The following is a 14,866-nucleotide window of genomic DNA, read 5'->3' on the forward strand; positions in this document are numbered from 1 at the left end:
GATTGCCGATTTCGACACGTTGTGCCGAGGCCGCGAAGTGGCGGTTTTGTTGATGGCGGTGTTGTAGAAGTGCGCGGCACGGCGTCTCGCCCGGCAACAGATAAGGGGGTGTGGCGATGGCTGGTATCAAGGATGTCGCGGCGCGTGCGGGGGTGTCGATCAGCACGGTGTCGTATGTGATGAGCGGCAAGCGGTCCATCGGCGAGGCGACCAAGCAGAAGGTGCTCAAGGCCGCCCGCGAACTCAAGTATCTGCCGAACGCGCAGGCCCGGATGCTGCGCGGCGAGCCGACCAAGGTGCTGGCATTAAGCTCGCCGGTCCACGATTACACGGACTATTCGAACTACGCCACGTTCTTCTTCGCCATTGCCACGCGGGCCAAGCGCTACGGCTACGACATCCTCCTGCTCATGCACGAGTACGGCGATCAGGAGCTCACGCGCATCGCGTCGAGCGGCATGGTCGACGGCATCCTGCTGCTCGACGTGCTCATGGTCGACTCCCGCGCCGACGTGGCCGGCATGCTCGACGTGCCGGTGGTGGCCATCGGGTACCCGACCAATTCCGACAGCGTGTATTCGGTCGACATCGACTTCGAGCGCATGGGCCGCGAGGCCGTCGAGAAGGCGTACGGGCTGGGCCACCGGCATGTGCTGATCGCCGGCAATAACGCGGGCGCGTACGAGGACGGTTCGAATTATCTGGTGCGTTGCCGCGACGCCGCGATGAAGAAGGCCGATGATCTGGGCGTTTCGATCATGTTCCGTCCGTCCACCGGCAACTCGCGCGCGGACGTCGATCTGATGCTCGACGAGGCGTTCGTGGAGGACCCGCAGATCAGCATGATCCTGTGCCAGACGAACGCCACGCATATCACCAACGTGATCGCCAGCCTTGCCAACCGTGGGCTGAACATACCGGCTGACGTGTCGGTGATGGCGACGTGCACGTTCGGCCTGGGCGGTATTCCGCGGCAGGTCGACGAGATGCCGATGTCGCCGACCGATGTGTGCACGCGCGCGGTCGATGTGATGATGGAGGTGCTCGACGGCAAGCGCGACGATGTCGGTCGCGTGGAACTGCTCGCGCCGCAGTATCTTGCGCGCGGCACGATGGCGCGTCACCGTAGCTGACTGTCGCGTGCGGTTTCGTTCGTGCGATCGTTGGCAATCGCACATCAGTGATGCACAACCGAACATCATCGAAAACGAACATTTTCCGTGAGCGTTCACGCGTCAAATTTGTCGAAATCGATTGTCGAAATCAATCGAAATGATTTGCGACGAGACTACTTCTCCTTTATCTTGTAAGTACAAAGTTTTTTCGAAACGATTCGAAATTCTTTGGTTCAGTAATGGAGCTGACAAGGAGAACAAGATGAAATACGCACGTAGGATTACTGCGGCAGCGCTCGCCGTTGCGACGATGATCGGCGTGGCCGGCTGCGGCAGCTCCGAAACCAAGCAGGAGGAGAATCCGACCTCCATCAAGATCTGGCACTACGAGGAAGCCACCACCGCCCAGGGCAAGGCGTGGGACAAGGCCATCGAAATCTTCGAAAAGGAAACCGGCGTCAAGGTCGAATTCGAGAAGAAGGCCTTCGAGCAGATCCGCCAGAACGCCTCCCAGATCCTCAACTCCGACGACGCCCCGGACGTCATGGAATACAACAAGGGCAACGCCACCGCCGGCCTGCTCGCCAGCCAGGGCCTGCTCACCAACCTCAACGACTACGTCTCCGAATACGGCTGGGACAAGATCATCACCGGCTCCCTCGCCGACACCGGCAAGTACGACGAGCAGGGCATCATGGGCTCCGGCGACTGGTACGGCATCACCAACTACGGCGAGGACTGCCTCCTGTACTTCAACACCGACATGTTCGACAAGTACGGCATCGAGATCCCGACCACGTTCGACGAGCTCGAGGACGCGATGGCCAAGTTCAAGGAGAACGGCGTCACCGCGCTGTCCGTCGGCTCCGCCGAATACCCGACCCAGCACCTGTGGTGGCAGCTCGTCCTCTCCAAGGCCGATGAATCGTTCATCAAGGCCTACGAGATGTACGACGGCAAGGTCGACTGGAACTCCGAGCCGCTGACCTACGCCACCGAGAAGATCAAGGAATGGGTCGACAAGGGCTACATCTCCAAGGACTCCACCAACCTCAAGGCCGAGGACGCGGGCCAGAACTTCATGACCGGCGTCAACCCGATCTTCTTCTCCGGCACCTGGTGGCACGCCCGCTTCAAGGAAGAGGCCAAGGACCTGCACTCCACCTACGCCAAGTTCCCGGACACCAAGAAGATCGTCGGCTCCTCCGGCAACGTCTGGGTCATCCCCGAGAACTCCGCCAAGAAGGATCTGGCCGCCAAGTTCATCAACATCACGCTGAGCAAGGAAGTCCAGAATTATATGGCCGAGCAGGGCGGTCTGGCCATCAATTCCGACACCGACTCCATCAAGGACGAGGACACCAAGCAGTTCGTCGCGCAGTTCGACGAGGCCGTCAAGGAAGACCAGCTCGGCTTCTACCCGGATTGGCCGACCTCCACCTTCTACGACGAGATCAACGCCTCGCTGCAGGAGCTCATCAACGGCACCGCGGACGTCAAGACCGTGCTCGGCCAGATGGAAGACAACTACAACAAGGGCCTTGAGGCCTCCGGCATCACGGTCAGCTGAACCGCAGCCGGGCCGCATCGCCAACCACCATATACGTCCCTTCCCCTTCCCCTAACCGAAGGCGTGCGGGTCCCAAGCCTCGTGCCGAGGCCCGCACGCCTTCTTCCTTCCCTGCGGTATGCCGCAACGGTCATAACCGAATAACTGAATACGTGCATAACTGAATATCACCATCCGTTTCTTTCAATGATGAAAGCGTGCGTTATGAAAGCAAAGAGCAAAGGAGCCAAGCGCGCCAAGGAAGTGTCGCGCATCCCCGGCAGCCCGGCGAATCGTTTCTGGCTGTACCTGATCCCCGGTTTCGTGATGCTGACCTGGATCATCATCGTCCCGGGCATCTGGAACATCTATCTGAGCTTCACCAACTACCGCGGCATCAAGCCGCCGGTGTGGGCCGGCCTCAAGAACTGGGCCCGCCTGATGAAGGACACCACGTTCTGGATCTCATTCCGCAATTCGATCTGGATGATCATCGCCATGGTGGTGATCCCGATCCTGCTCGGTCTGATCCTCTCCTCCCTGATCTTCGACGTCGTCCAGAAGAAGTTCGGCGCGAAGTCCGCCGCCACGATGCGCGCGATCTACTACTTCCCGCAGCTGCTGCCGATCGCCATCGCATCCCTCGTCATGGGCTGGATCTTCCGTGCGGAGAACGGCGCGCTCAACTCGGTGCTCAAGGCCATCGGACTGGGCGGCCTGCAGCACGACTGGCTCGGCAAACCCGACACGGCGCTGATCTTCCTCATGCTCATCATGGTCTGGATTCAGGTCGGCTACCCGCTGGTCATCTTCATGTCCGGCCTGCAGCGCGTCGATCCGGAACTCTACGAGGCGGCCGGCCTCGACGGCGCGAACTGGTGGCAGCGCTTCCTCGCGATCACGCTGCCGTCCATCAAGCCGGAGATCTTCGTCGTCGCGCTCACCTGCACCATCGCCGCGCTGAAGGTGTTCGCCCCGGTCTACATGCTGACCAAGGGCGGCCCGGGCACCAGCACCATCGTGCCGTCGTACTACTCCTACACCCAGTTCTTCCAGGTGCAGCAGGTCGGTTACGGCGCCGCGATCTCGACGGCCCTGACGGTCGTCATCATCATCGTGGCCATCGTGTTCACCAACCTTCAGCAGAAGGTCGAAGCCGAGGATGGAGAGTGAGTCGAAAATGACTACCATGAGCGCAGCTGAACTCAAGAAAATCGCCAAAGTCAAGAAGAACCGCACCCCCGGAGACTGGCTGATCATCGTCCTGCTGATCGTCGGCGGCGTGGTGATGCTGTTCCCGTTCATCGTCCTGTGCCTGAACGCGTTCAAGACGGCGTCCGACTACAACTCCAACGGCCCGCTGAGCTGGCCGACCACGTTCACGCTCGACGGCTTCGTCAAGTTCTGGACCCGCGTCAACTTCCCCGAAAAGGTCTGGAACTCCGTGTGGACCTCCGGCGTGGTGGCCGTGTGCGCGGTCGCGCTGTCCGTGTTCAACTCCTTCGCGCTGGGCATCGGCCGCGTCAAGGGCCGCCGCTGGATCATCCTCATGATCATGCTCGCGAACATGCTGCCGCAGGAAGCGCTGCTGTACCCGCTGTACATCATGTTCAAGGAGATCGGCCTGTACAACAACCCGTGGTCCATCGTCATCATCTTCACCGTGATCCAGAGCGCGTTCGGCACCTACCTGCTGTCCAGCGTGTACGGCACGTTCCCGAAGGCGATCCTGGAAGCCGCGACGATCGACGGCGCGAGCCGCTGGATGATCCTCAAGGACATCGTGTTCCCGATCTCGAAGCCGACGCTGGCCGTCATGCTCGTGTTCTTCTTCATCTGGACGTGGAACGACTACATGATCCCGATGGCGTTCCTGATCGACAACTCCTCGCAGACCGTCCCGATCGCGATCGCATCGCTGTCCGGCGACCGTCTGATGGACGTGACGACCACCGCCTCCGCGTCGCTCATCTCCATCCTGCCGACCCTGATCTTCTTCCTGATCTTCCAGCGCACGCTGTCGAACGGCATCACCACCGGCGCCGTGAAGTAAGCGGATCGGATCAGTCGATCATCGTCGATCAAACATAACCGAACCGATCGTGATCGATCGTGATCGGTTACGACCGAACGAATAGTCAAACCGAATCGTGATTCGGTCACGATCAAGCCGAACGGTCAACCGGATCGTGATTCGATCACGATCGAACCGAACAGTCACCGGCCGGACGCGCGGTGCGCATCGCTCGTCCGGCCGCGCTGTGACCGTCGGCCATCCGCAGTCGATCTGATCATCGACTCTGCGGATCAATCACCCCAGCTGTACCCCAACCAAACAGGAGTCAACAATGAAGTTCACCAACGGTTACTGGCTGCCGCGCGACGGCATGGAAGCCCTCTACGCGCGCGAGGCCTACGAGCTGACCGCCGACCCGGCGAGCGAGAGCCTCAACGTGCTCGCGCCGACCTCCGTGGTCAACGGCCGATACAGCACGCTCAACCTGCCCACGTTCAACGTGGACATCACCACCCCGGCCGAGGGCGTGATCCGCGTGCGTGCCGAGCACTGGCAGGGCGCGGACGAGTATCCGGGATTCCCGCTCAACGCCGATGAGGTCGGCGGTCGCGGATATGTGCATGTCGCGGCGAACGGCAACGGCGACGGCGAGGTCGGCGAGCACGGCGCGGACGTGACGCTCACCACCGGCGGCCTGACCGCGAAGGTCGTCAAGGGCGCTCCGTGGAACCTGACGTTCCTCGGCGCGGACGGCAAGGTGCTCACCGAGTCGGCCGGCAAGTCGCTGGCGCGGTTCAAGCTGAGCCCGCTGTCGAACGTGACCGCGCAGCCGGTCGGCGAGTTCGGCGTGACGATGGACGGTTCCGCATACGACGAGTCCGAGGTGTTCACCGGCATCCAGCTGCACCTGGCGGTCGGCGAGACCGTGTACGGCCTGGGTGAGCGGTTCGGCGCGTATGTGAAGAACGGCCAGAGCGTCGACATCTGGAACGAGGATGGCGGCACCGCATCCGAGCAGGGATACAAGGACATCCCGTTCTACATGACCTCGAACGGATACGGCGTGCTCGTCAACAACCGCGGCCACGTGTCGTTCGAGATCGGGTCCGAGAACACGGAAGCGGTTCAGTTCTCGGTGCCGGGCGAGGCGATCGATTTCTGCGTGATCTACGGACCGACGCCGAAGGAGATACTGAACCGCTACACCAAGCTCGTCGGCCGCCCGGCCAACGTGCCCGCGTGGAGCTACGGACTGTGGCTGACCACCTCGTTCACCACCAAGTACGACGAGGCCACCATCAACTCGTTCATCGACGGCATGGCCGAACGCGACATCCCGCTGGCCGCGTTCCACTACGACTGCTACTGGATGCGCGAGTTCCACTGGTGCGACTTCGAATGGGACAAGCGCTTCTTCGGCGACATCGAATCCACCCTCAAGCGACTGCATGAGGACAAGGGACTGCACATCTGCGCGTGGATCAACCCGTACATCGGCCAGCGCGGCGAGATGTTCAAGGAAGGCCGCGACAAGGGCTATCTCGTGCGCAAGCCGAACGGCGAGGTCTGGCAGACCGACTTCTGGCAGGCCGGCATGGGCCTGGTGGACTTCACCAACCCCGAGGCGCGCGACTGGTTCAAGGGCAAGGTCAAGGCGCTGCTCGCGCAGGGCATCGACGCGATCAAGACCGACTTCGGCGAGCGCATCCCGCGCGACGTGATCTGGCACGACGGCTCGCTGACGCTGTCCATGCACAACTGGTACACGCAGCTGTACAACCAGACCGTGTTCGAGGCGATCGAGGAGACGTACGGCAAGGGCAAGGCGTGCCTGTACGCGCGTTCCGCCACGGTCGGCGGCCAGCAGCAGCCCGTGCACTGGGGCGGCGACTGCGAGTCCACGTTCAACGGCATGGCGCAGACGCTGCGCGCCGGCCTGTCGCTCACCTCGTCCGGCTTCGGCTTCTGGAGCCACGACATCGGCGGCTTCGAGGGCGCGTTCCCGGACCCGGCCGTGTACAAGCGCTGGGTGGCGTTCGGCATGCTCGGCTCGCACTCGCGTCTGCACGGCTCGACCGTGTACCGCGTGCCGTGGCTGTTCGACGAGGAGGACGAGAAGAACGGCGTGGCGCTCGTGCCCGGTCAGACCGCGGTCGACGTGGTGCGCCAGTTCACCAAGCTCAAGCTCGAACTCATGCCGTACGTGTATCAGCTCGGTCTGCAGCCGCACCTCAACGGCACGCCGCTCATGCGCTCCATGTTCGTCGAGTTCCCGGCCGACCACACCTGCCGTACGCTGGACCGCCAGTACATGTTCGGCCCGTCGTTCCTGGTGGCCCCGGTGTTCACCTACTCGGGCGACGTGTCGTACTACCTGCCGGACGGCGTGTGGACGAACTGGTTCACCGGCGAGGTCGCGGATGGCGGCGTGTGGCGCGACGAAAACCACGGCTACGATTCGATCCCGCTGTGGGTGCGCGACGGCAGCATCGTGGTCACGAACCCGGGCGAGACGAAGCCGGACCGCGTGTACGGCACCGATGCGCTGGTGTCGGTGTTCCTGAGCGACAAGTTCGCGGGCGACGCGGCCGAAGTGGTCGTCTCCGAGATCGACGGCACGTCGGTGACGTTCACCGCGCGTCGCGTGGATGGCGGCATCGAGGTGAAGAGCTCGGACGGCCGTGCGTTCCGCGCCCGTCTCGGCTCGACCGGCGAGATCGTCGCCGCCGAGGGCGGTGTCGTGACGCTGTGAGCCTGACGGCTGGGCGCGTTGCTGACGGGCTGTGTTGCTGACGAGTTGGCGGTGGCTGGCTCGGGGTGATGCTCGGTTCGGAGTGACGCTCGGCTCGGCGGGTGATGTCGTCTGCGGCATCGTTGACGACATCACCCACCCGGTGCAATGACGTGACGCCGGGCGGCCGCGACTCGCGCAGGTCTGTTCGACTGCGCGGGGAACGGCTCCGGCGTGCGGATGGTGAAACGGTGCGTGGCGGTTGATCGCATGAAGGTGCGGTCGCCGCCACGCACCGTTTTTTGGTGGTTTTTTTTTTGGGGGGCTTCGGTGGCGGGTTAATAGACAAAACGTGGGTTCTGAATCCGAAGTGATGTATTTCTCCATCTTGTGTACCGGGATGGGGATGAATACCCAACCGTTAATCGCGTTCGGGCGCGCGAACCCGCATTAAGCCCCGCACCGGATTTCAGACCCACGTTTCGTCTATTACCCCATAGCCGTAGGCGACAACCTTGCGCCCCCTCGCGACAGCGCATATGGGGGATATCTGCAGCGCGACGCCGTCAGCGCAACTATTTTCGGAAAACGCCCCACCTCTCCGAGAATAGTTGCACTGAGACATCGCCAGCGCGACTATTTCCGGACGAAGCCGCTGATTTCCGAGAATAGTCGCGCTGAGACTGCGTCAGCGTGACTATTCTCGGCGCGATAAGACTGCAAGGGATGCCGCCGTCGACGAAAAAAGAAAAAAGGCCGATCCCGGTGGAATGGAATCGGCCTTCGTGGAGCTGATGGTAATCGAAACCACGACCTCTTCGATGCGAACGAAGCGCTCTACCAACTGAGCTACAGCCCCGTGGATGTTGTCTTGCTCCGCAGGACAACTCGCAACACTATAATAGGGTTTTCACTCAGATGCAAATCGATATGTGAAAGTTTTGTGATCATCGCTATCGTCCGTGGATGCGCTGCCTGCGGTGTCGCTGCTGCTATCCGCCGGCTCCTTGGTCAGTCGTACTCGATCGGGCAGATCATCGTACGATAACGGGAACGACCGCGTAAACGTCACCGTCGTGCCAGCCGCCATGCCGGCGTCCCCGATCTCGTCGATCGGCGCGTAGATACCCGCGATCATGCCGGCTACATAATACGATTCCGGCAACTCGGTGACCGGCTCCGTGAGATACACCTGCGACGGATAATCGGCCAGATCCTCGTCGCTCAACTCGAACGTATGCAGGAACAGCAGTCGCGTGTCCGCGCGGCACAGGATCGTATCGGGGATGGGGTATCCGTCGACGGCGTTATCGGTCTGCGTGCTGCCGTTCTGCCGGACGATGATCGTATCGCCGGCGGAAACGTCGCCTTTGACGACATCCAGCACCCGCACGTCGTGACTGGTGGCGCCGAGCAGCTTGTCGTCGGGCCGGTCGGTGCTCGACCCGCGGACGGTGCCGACGATGATGGTGTCGCTGTTGTCGATCAACGCGTCGAGCGAGTCGTATGATTGCGCGCGATCGAATGTTCCGTTCGTGCCGACCGACGATCTGCGGCGCAGACAGGTGTTTCGCGTGCGTGGCGCGGTCATGGCCGCGAGGGAGCTGGACTGCGTGCCGTTGCCGGTCTGGGTGGCCGAGGGGGACCCGCAACCGGAAAGTCCGGCGGACAGTGCCAGCGTTATGGTGCAGAGCATCGCCGAGGTTCGTGCTGCAAGGGCATGGAGCCGTGCGATGTGATGGGAGAGCGGTGTGCGGCGCATGATTGTCTCCTTCGTCGGTGAAGTCGATGGTTCCATGATATCCGTGCGATGGTGCCGCCATGCGATGTGATCGCTCACAAAACCTTATTTATAGACTTATAGATAAGTCGTTGAGCGCGGTTATGCTGATCGTGATGTGCGATCGCATGTGACGGTCGAGGCTGATGACGGCCGGACCGGCACGTGTCTTCGACGCAAGGAAGTATTCGCAAGACCGCAACAAGGAAGTCGCCATGTCCGATCATGAACCGCTTCAGTCCGCCGTCGAACCAGAGACGCAGCCGGAAGAGACGCCGGCGCAGTCCGTATCGTCAGCACAGTCTGCTCAATCCGCACCGACGACGCGAACCCCGTACGATACCCCGCTATGGGACGCGTCACTGCCCGTCAAGACCCGCGTGGACTGGCTGTTGCACGCCATGACCATCGAGGAGAAGCTCGGTTTCCTCGCCACCACTACGCCGGATCTGCCGCGACTGGGCATTAAGCGGTTCAGCATCGGCAGCGAGGCCGCGCACGGCATCGAAGCGCGGCACGATCAGGGCGACCATCCCACCGCGCCCGACATCACGACGTCACTGCCGCAGCCAATCGGCATGGCCGCCACATGGGACGCCGATCTGCTCGAACAGGCCGGCGAGGCGGTCGGCACGGAAGCGCGTGCGCTGTATCATCGCCGACCGGAGATCGGCCTGTTCCGCTGGGCGCCGACTGTCGATCTCGAACGCGATCCGCGTTGGGGCCGCAACGAGGAAGGCTACGGCGAGGACCCGGTGCTCACCGGCGACATGGCCGGTGCATACGTTCGCGGCATGCAGGGCGGCGGTCCCGAGGAGACGCGCGATCATCTGCGCATTTCCGCCGCGCTCAAGCACTTCTTCGCCAACAACGTGGAGGACGGCCGCTGCGTCACGAACTCCACCATCGACGCCCGTAACCGGCGCGAGTACTACTATGAGCCGTTCCGCCGCTGCATCGAGCAGTCCGGCGTGACCTCGGTGATGACCGCATACAACGCGGTGAACGGCACCGTGCAGATGCACGACCCGCGCGTCGAGGAGTTGCTGCACGGCGAATACGGCCTTAATGGGCACGTTGTCAGTGACGGCGGTGCGGTCTCGCTCGTGCACGACGCCAGGCACGACACCGATTCGCACGCCGAGACGATTGCATGCTCGCTCAAGGCCGGCGTGGACTGCATGACCGACGATATGAATATGGTGCATACGGCCGTATGCAATGCGTGGGAACGCGGGCTGATCGACGAGGCGGACGTTGATCGCGCGCTGCGCCGCTCGTTCACGACCAAGGTGCGGCTCGGCCTGTTCGACCGGCCTGTTGCGGGTTGCGGTTGCGGCGACGTTGGTACGGATACTGATGATGGTGGTGCCAACGTGAGCAGTGGTGTCGGCCGTTGCGATGGCAATGTCGTGCCGGGCAATCCGTTCGACGCGGTGAGCGATGCGGATATCGATTCGCCCGAACATCGTGATATCGCGTTGCGCGTGGCGGAAGAGTCCGTGGTGCTGCTCAAGAACGACGGGTTGCTGCCGTTTATGACAGGGGGTGAGTCGGATGCTGATTGGGATGGGGGAAAGATTTCTCCGCTCGCTTCGCTCGGTCGAAATGACGCGGTGAAGGGCTCGCTCGGTCGAACAGGCAGTGGAACTGCAGTCGGTCGCAATGACAGTGAGTGTGTGCTTGGTCGGAGTGATGATGAGACGCCGGATGCCGGGCGCGGCGATGACGCGTGTGATGTCGCGGTGATCGGGCCGCTGGGCGACCAGTGGTTCCAAGACTGGTACGGTGGCGAACCGCCGTTCCATTCGACCGTGCTTGACGGTGTGAAGCATACGTTGGCTGAAAAGACTTCGGTAGTGGCCGATGACGCGCTTGACGTGGTGCTGCTGCGGTTCGATGGCCGATATGCGGCGCTCGGTGCGGACGGCGTGCTGTGCGCGAGGGATGACCGCGAGGCTGCGGAACGGTTCCGCTTCCAGGATTGGGGTGACGGTTCGTTGACGTTCCGGGCCGAATCCAATGGACTGTATCTGACCGCCGAGGACGATGGCACGATCCGCGCCGGCAAACGTATTCCGTTCGGCTGGTTCGTCAAGGAAGTGTTCCATCTGGCCGATGACGGTCGTCTGACCACGTGGAGCGACGTGTCATTGCAGATCGATGACAACGGCCGTATTCATGCGGTGCAAGAGACCGATCTGAGCGCACAGCGCATCGGTGTGCCGCAAACGGTTGCCATCGGCGGGCAGGAGACGGAAGATTCCTCGGCTGTGCTGCGCTCCGCTCGGAATGACAACGGGGCGGATGCTGGTGCTGCGCAGAACGGCAATGGTATGAAGGCTGATTCCGCGTGCAATGACGGCATCAAGCCGTTCGCGATGGATATCGTGGAGCGTGGTCTCGAACGTGCCTCGGCGCTCGCCGGCAAGAGCGGCGTGGTGATCGCCGCGGTCGGCTGCTGCTCGGTCATCAACGGCAAGGAGGACGCCGACCGGCCGTCCACTGCGTTCCCGCCGGCTCAGCGTGCGCTGATGCACACGCTGGTGCAAGCCAATCCGCGCACGGCGATGGTGCTGATCAGCAACTATCCGTACGACATCGATTGGGAACAGGAACATGTGCCGGCCATTGTGCTGTCCGCCGCGGGCGGTCAGTCGATGGGCGAGGCGATCGCCCACGTGCTGTTCGGCGTGGTCTCGCCGGCCGGCCGTCTGCCGCAGACGTGGTACGGCGAGCGGGTTGCGCTGCCGGACAAGAACGACTACGACATCATCGTCACCAAGCGCACGTATCAGTGGCATGACGGCGACGTGCTCTATCCGTTCGGTCATGGCCTGACCTTTGCGCCGTTCGAGTACGGTGATCTGCGGGTGACGGCGGTTCCGGGCGAGGCGGATGAGGACGGAGAGACTGCTGCCGTGCATGCCAGCGTATGCATCACCAACGTTGGCAATACGCCGTCCGACGAGGTCGTACAGCTGTATGTGCGGCATCCGAATGAGGGTACGTTGAGCCGTGAGGGCGTATCGGGTGTGGACTCTCCCTCAGTCACGCTTCGCGTGCCAGCGTCCTGCAATTACGGACAGCCTCGCGGCTGGCTGTTTACTGGCGCGCCTGTCGGCTCGCACATTGCCTACAAACAGCGCCGCTGTTTGCTTAACGGCAATGTCCTAACCGAGGGAGCCGAGAAGGCGGCGGCGTTACGTGGAACGACTGCCGCATCTTCGGCCGATGCCCAATCCACGGAGGCGGTGCCGATGCCGAATCGCAGACTGGTGGCGTTCCGGCGCGAACACGGCGTACAGCCGGGGGAGTGCCGCATGATCGAGTTCGATATTCCGCGTGAGGAGCTGCGCATCTTCGATGTGCGCAAGGGCGATTTCCGTGTGCCAGATGGTGAATACGCGCTCGAGGTCGGTGCGTCGAGTGCGGACATCCGCGTGACCGCGCCCGTGCGTGTCTGTGGAGAACAACCGGTCTCCCGTCCGCGTAACCGGTGGATTCCCATCGACCATTGGGATGAATCCAGCAACGCGGACCTGATCGCCGCCGAGCCGCTGCCCGGCCAGCGCACGAGCGAAGCCTGCGCGATGGTAGCGCACGATGCTCCCCAAGCCAAGCGTGCCCGAGGCGAGATCACGCCCGATGAACTGGCGGATATCCTCGCGAAGACCGCAGCGAATGTGGGCAGACAGCCGTTGTCGGCGGCTGATCGGGAGAGCGACGTGAATCCCGTCGTTCCCGTTGCGGCCGTTGGCGCAGATCGTGCCGATACCGTCGGTGCGTTGTCGTTCGCGACCGCACTGGCCGAGGTGGATTCGGAACGGCCCGCCGCATGGGCGCGATTCGCCGGCTTCGAGCCGTTCGCGCCCAACACCAGACTGCGTCTGGCCGGCACGGGGCTTACCCGAGTTCGGGTCCAAGTCAACGGGTCCGTCATCGTCCCGGACGCCGACGGCTCATTCGCATTGCCTACCGACGCCAGCGCCTTGACCCTCATCGTCCCCGTCGGCTCCATCGTCTCCGGCCTATTGGTCGAGTGAAGGAACATGACGGGTCGAATGTATGGATGATAAGAGAAAAAGTGGGCGTTCACCTACCAGATGTCCCGACGGTAAGTGGGTGTCTGCGGACGTCTGATTCGTAAGTGGGCGAATACCTACCATGAGCCAAGCCAGTAAGTGGGCAATCCCGGACAGACTCACGGCAAGTGGGTGTTCGCCTACCATAAAGAGGCTCCATAAGTGGGCGAATGCATACCACGAAACAGAAAGTGGGTGTTCACCTACCACGAAAAAGCCCGAATCAGGGTTTTCATGGTAGGCAAACGCCCACTTACGGATTTTTGTGTCCGGGACTGCACACTTATCCGCAGAAAGTGGGCGATCCCAGATGGGCCTACTGTAGGTGGGTGTTTGCCTACCACGGGAACCCGGTTTGTGGCTTCCTCGTGGTAGGCAAACACCCACTTACGGATGTACTCGCCTCTACTGCAGCGAGCCGGTGGGCAGCGAGTAGTCGGGCGCCTCACGCGGCTTGTCCGGGTCGCCGCTGACGTGGTTGAACGCCCGCAGGAAGATCATCGACTTCGCATACGCCAGCCACGAGAACCCCAGCAGAATCACCGCCACGCGCATCCAGCTGGTGAACGCGAGCAGCGCCGCGGCCGCCGTGTCGATGCACACGAGTCCGAGCGTGTACTTGAACGCCGCCCACGGCATCTTGAACGCATTCGACAGCGTGCCCATGAACGTGTTCTTGTACCGCGCCTGCAGCGGGTAGTAGTACTCGAACGTGAGCAGCACCACCACCGACACGATGATGAGCACGGGCAGCACCACGTTCGCCAGTCCCGTGTCGAGGCTGTTCCAGAACACGATCGAATACAGGGCCGCCGCAAGAATGGCCACGAAGATCAACGACGATCCGATGCCGCGCACGAACTCGCGCTTGAACCGCTTCAGATATTCGCGCCCCAAGTTGATGTCCTCGTGGTCGGTGTACGCGAACACCGTGCTGTACAGCGCGGCGCGGGCCGGTCCGATCGTGACGACCGGGATGATCGTGATGACGAACAGTATATTGAGGATGAAGTAGCGCGTGGCCAGCGTCATGAACTGCCAGAACGGGGCGTTGAGATTGAATTTCACGATTCCTCCCGTGGATCGGATACCGGGACCGGCCGGCTGGCCGTGTGCTCATGCCACTATATCGCGCGCTCGTGAAGGTCCGCTGTACGCAGCAGCTGACTGGCTCGTTGATAGGTCGATCAATACACGGACGCAAGATGTCGGGCGTCTGGTCGTCGTGCCGGATGAGAGATGAATAGGAATAGGACCGGAACGGAAGAAGATAAGGTGCATGTCGCGGCCGGACGATTGACGATGGGCCGGGACGGCGGCAACACGCCGCAGGGCTGGCGCCGACAGTTCGAGATGGGACCGTCCGGCGACTCGCGGATTGCCGATAGATGGTTCGCGGCTGGCCGCCGGGCAGGCGATGGGCGCGACCGGTACCGAAGACCGATGGCGGCGGAAAGGTGACGACCGAGGATGCCGGCACGGCTGATTGACTGCTGTCAATCGTTGGAATGACACCGTTTATGACGGATAGCCGACGATCAAGAAACGCCGGCCGACACGAAACAACACAAACGTCGTGTGCTGATTTG

At 62.2% G+C, this 14,866-nt stretch carries 8 protein-coding genes and 1 tRNA gene; 6 read left to right on the forward strand and 3 right to left on the reverse strand.

The window, feature by feature from the left end:
• The first annotated feature begins 116 nt into the window (after positions 1-116).
• From AC1A0G_RS07635 to yicI, 5 genes are all read left to right on the forward strand, one after another.
• Positions 117-1,133, forward strand: a complete 1,017-nt coding sequence (locus tag AC1A0G_RS07635; protein WP_476528624.1) for a LacI family DNA-binding transcriptional regulator — start codon at positions 117-119, stop codon at positions 1,131-1,133.
• A 244-nt stretch (positions 1,134-1,377) separates the two neighbouring features.
• A complete protein-coding gene (locus tag AC1A0G_RS07640; RefSeq protein ID WP_476528626.1) occupies positions 1,378-2,685 on the forward strand; it encodes an ABC transporter substrate-binding protein in 1,308 nt (435 codons plus the stop codon).
• Positions 2,686-2,889: 204 nt separating this feature from the next.
• Positions 2,890-3,837, forward strand: a complete 948-nt coding sequence (locus AC1A0G_RS07645; protein ID WP_476528628.1) for a carbohydrate ABC transporter permease — start codon at positions 2,890-2,892, stop codon at positions 3,835-3,837.
• Positions 3,838-3,853: 16 nt separating this feature from the next.
• Positions 3,854-4,717, forward strand: coding sequence for a carbohydrate ABC transporter permease (locus AC1A0G_RS07650; RefSeq protein ID WP_476528629.1), 864 nt, complete (start codon positions 3,854-3,856; stop codon positions 4,715-4,717).
• 295 nt (positions 4,718-5,012) lie between these two features.
• Positions 5,013-7,433 (forward strand): alpha-xylosidase, encoded by a 2,421-nt coding sequence (gene yicI, locus AC1A0G_RS07655; protein WP_476528631.1) that lies wholly within the window; start codon positions 5,013-5,015, stop codon positions 7,431-7,433.
• 765 nt (positions 7,434-8,198) lie between these two features.
• Here the strand turns inward: yicI and AC1A0G_RS07660 are convergent.
• Both AC1A0G_RS07660 and AC1A0G_RS07665 read right to left on the reverse strand, forming a co-directional pair.
• Positions 8,199-8,271, reverse strand: a tRNA-Ala gene (locus AC1A0G_RS07660).
• A 51-nt stretch (positions 8,272-8,322) separates the two neighbouring features.
• The gene (locus AC1A0G_RS07665; RefSeq protein WP_476528633.1) at positions 8,323-9,108 is read right to left on the reverse strand and encodes a hypothetical protein; all 786 of its coding nucleotides are present in this window, start codon (positions 9,106-9,108) and stop codon (positions 8,323-8,325) included.
• Between the two features lie 299 nt (positions 9,109-9,407).
• Here AC1A0G_RS07665 and AC1A0G_RS07670 point away from each other — a divergent pair, with 299 nt between their 5' ends.
• A complete protein-coding gene (locus AC1A0G_RS07670) occupies positions 9,408-13,238 on the forward strand; it encodes a glycoside hydrolase family 3 N-terminal domain-containing protein (protein ID WP_476528635.1) in 3,831 nt (1,276 codons plus the stop codon).
• A 444-nt stretch (positions 13,239-13,682) separates the two neighbouring features.
• On the opposite strand, the gene AC1A0G_RS07675 is transcribed toward AC1A0G_RS07670, so the two are convergent.
• The gene (locus AC1A0G_RS07675; RefSeq protein WP_476528637.1) at positions 13,683-14,345 is read right to left on the reverse strand and encodes a YesL family protein; all 663 of its coding nucleotides are present in this window, start codon (positions 14,343-14,345) and stop codon (positions 13,683-13,685) included.
• Between the last annotated feature and the right edge of the window lie 521 nt (positions 14,346-14,866).

Source organism: Bifidobacterium sp. LH_230 (assembly GCF_056357555.1).